4 protein-coding genes are annotated in these 3,021 nt (G+C 63.9%); all 4 read right to left on the reverse strand.

Features of this window, described 5'->3' with window-relative positions; translation table 11 throughout:
* A partial coding sequence (gene lhgO, locus ACE5CZ_RS04930) for an L-2-hydroxyglutarate oxidase (protein ID WP_374946225.1) occupies window positions 1-949 on the reverse strand: 949 nt, incomplete at its 3' end.
* Window positions 946-2,157 (reverse strand): glycosyltransferase family 4 protein, encoded by a 1,212-nt coding sequence (locus tag ACE5CZ_RS04935; protein ID WP_374946226.1) that lies wholly within the window; start codon window positions 2,155-2,157, stop codon window positions 946-948. The genes lhgO and ACE5CZ_RS04935, both read right to left, overlap by 4 nt.
* Window positions 2,154-2,603 (reverse strand): acyltransferase, encoded by a 450-nt coding sequence (locus tag ACE5CZ_RS04940; protein WP_374946227.1) that lies wholly within the window; start codon window positions 2,601-2,603, stop codon window positions 2,154-2,156. Before ACE5CZ_RS04940 ends, ACE5CZ_RS04935 begins: the two co-directional genes overlap by 4 nt.
* 5 nt (window positions 2,604-2,608) lie before the next feature.
* The coding region (locus ACE5CZ_RS04945) for an NAD-dependent epimerase/dehydratase family protein (protein ID WP_374946228.1) at window positions 2,609-3,021 on the reverse strand (413 nt) is incomplete at its 5' end.

A 3,021-nucleotide genomic window follows, 5' to 3' on the forward strand; every position in this document is an offset into this window, starting at 1 on the left:
CCTTCGAGAGCGAGCGCACGATCTCCTGGGCGCCGGATGCCACGTTGCTTCGGGCTAATCGTAGGAAACCGGGGAAGCTCACCGCATCGAGGGTGTCTTTGAGACTGATGTCGCGCCAGCGGTAGCCCTCGCGGGAGAACGCGAGCACGGCATTGGGGCCCGCGTGCACGCTTCCGTCGATCATGCGCGTGAGGTGCACGCCGAGGAACGGCAGCGCCGGATCGGGAACCGGGTAGATGAGCCCTCGAACGAGATCGCGACGGTCCTTCGCCAGCTCGTAGTACTCGCCCCGGAACGGCACGATCCTCACGTCGGGTTCAACCCCGGCGAGAGCCGCGATGCGGTCGGACTGGAGCCCGGCGCAGTTCACGAGCAGGTCGCCCGTGACCTCGCCCCCCGAGTAAGACACGGCGACCTCGTCGCCGACGGTGCGGATGGCCGATACCTCGGCGTTCCGCACCAGAACGGCTCCATTCGCCTGCGCCAGCTCGGCGAGGCGACGAGACACCATCGAGTAGTCGATGATGCCCGTGTCTTCGACCCGGAGGGCGCGCACGGTGTTCACGTGCGGCTCGTACTCGTGGGCTTCGGAAGCGGAGATCATCCTGGCGTTCGCGCCATTGGCGAGAGCCCGCTCATGCAGCTTCTCGAGCCGGGGAATCTCGGATTCACCCACGGCAACGATGAGCTTGCCGCCGACCGCATACGGGATGTCGTTCTGCTCGGCGAACTCGACCATCGAGCGATTGCCAGCGCGGCACATGCGCGCCTTCAAGGATCCTGGAACGTAGTACGGTCCGGCGTGGATGACGCCCGAGTTGTGGCCTGTCTGGTGGGCCGCCCACGCGCCCTCCTTCTCGAGGACGGTAACGGAGTGCTCGGAGCGTGAGAGCAGTTCGGCAACAGCGAGACCGACGATCCCGCCTCCGATTACGATGACGCGCTTCACGATTGTGCTCCAGTCAGGTCGGATAGAACGCTGAGATGTCGCGCGGCCACGTGGTCGATGGTGAAGTGATCCTGGATGAGCTGCTTGGCGTGCTCGGACACCCGGTCTCTGGCGGCCTGAGGATCCGCAAGAATCTCGAGGATGATGTCGGCCAGCGCGTCGGGATCGGCATCCGCGTTCGTATCGCCGACGGGAGGTACGAGATAGAGGTGGCGCCGGTCTTCCAGCAGCACCTCGACGAAGTTGTCGGCGGGAATATCGGCGACGACGGGAATGCCCATGGCGAGGCACTCTAGGCTCGCGGTGCCGAAGCCTTGCCCCTGCAGCTCGTGCACTTCCAGGTCGGCTGCGGCGAGATAGTCGGGAATCTGCTTCTGCGGGATTGCGCCGACGGCGTCGATCGACTCCTCGACGCCCAGTTCCTTCGCGAGGCGCAGGAATTCATCGTGGTAAACGCCACCGATCACGACCACAGCGAGGTCGGGATAGCGCTCGAGTATTCGCGGAAGCGCGCGCACCAGTGGAACCCGGTTTCGCTGGGGGATGACGTGTCCGATTGACAGGAGAACGTGTCGGTCAGCCAGATCGTGTTCCGCGCGGGCTCGTGCCCCGTCTCCGCCGGCCAGGGCCGTGGGGTTGATTCCCACGGGAATCACGACCTTGCCACTGATCGCCTTGCGGTAGCGCATGCCGATGTAGCGATCCATCAGCACGTCCATGACCACGAGGGTCGGCTTGTGCAATCGCATGAGCGGGGCGACGAGCAAAGCGTCGGCACAGCGGAAGATGGCGTTGTTCAGCTTATTCGGGGTTTCGAGGCGGGTATGGATGCTCAAAAGGGTCGGGACCTTGCGGCTTCTAGCCCAGAGCCCGCTCAACCAGGTGAGGTCGAAGAACTGCCCGTGTTGATGGATGACATCGGGAGCGAAGTCGTCGAGGATGGTGTCGACGAGCTTCTTGGCACGTGGCGAGATCGTGAATGCGATATCGAAGTTTGCGGCGAGACGATTCTTGGGCATCGTCCACGCCGGCACGCGCACGATATGGAAGCCGTCTCTGCTCTCCTCGGCCGGGGCGTTCTTGTAACCCGCGGTCAAGACGAGCACATCGTGTCCAGCCGCGGCGTAGCTTGTTGCGAGGTGGTCTGCCAGGTGCGAGCTTCCTCCAGGCCTCGGCGGAAAGAAGTTATTTACGACGACGATCTTCACCTGGGGTCACCGCCCGTCTTCGACGTGACCGGATGCTCCGGGTCGGAGAGGTCGACATGTCCGGTGATCCGGGCGGGTGCCCCGGCCACGATGGTTCGCGCCGGGACGTCCCTGGTCACTACGGAGCCGGCGGCGACGATTGCCTCGTCGCCGATGGTGACTCCCATAGAGATCACGGAGTTCGCACCGACGAAGACGCGGTCTCCGATGCTCACGGGCGCGCGGTCGACATGGTCGTAGCGTCGCCCCGACACACAGCGCATCGCGCTGGAGTGTGTGTAGATATGAACCCCCGAGGCAATGTCACAGCCTGAGCCGATCACCAGCCCGCCGGAGGCGTCGATGACCGTGAACGCACCGATCCAGGTGCCCTCGCCGATCATCGGTTCGCCCACGATCCACGCGAGCGAGTTGTAAGAATTCGCGGGCAGACCCCCGTCACTCACCGGCACTAGGAATTCTGGACGAGTGCCCGCATGCCATCCTCGACGGCGATGCTGTATTCGAAGCCGAGAATCTCTTTCGCTCGTGCGGTGTCGGCCGCCCGGCGTGAGACGAGCACATCGCGCGGGTTGAACTGGGGCTCGACATCGGCGCCCACAGCGTCGATCAGAATACGGGCGAGCTGCTCGACCGTCGTGTCGATTCCGGTGCCGACGTTGATCGGCACATTTCCCTTCTCGCTGCCGACGGCGAGAACCACTGCACGCGCGATGTCTTTCACGTGGATGAAGTCCATCGACTGCTTGCCTTCGCCGTCGATGACCGGTGCCTCGCCGCGCTTCAGACGCTCAACGAAGTGATTGATCACCGAGGTGTAGTAGGCGGTCATCTTCTGGCCTTCGCCGTACACGTTGAAGAATC

This window comes from Agreia sp. (genome assembly GCF_964263775.1).
Taxonomy (GTDB): domain Bacteria; phylum Actinomycetota; class Actinomycetes; order Actinomycetales; family Microbacteriaceae; genus Agreia.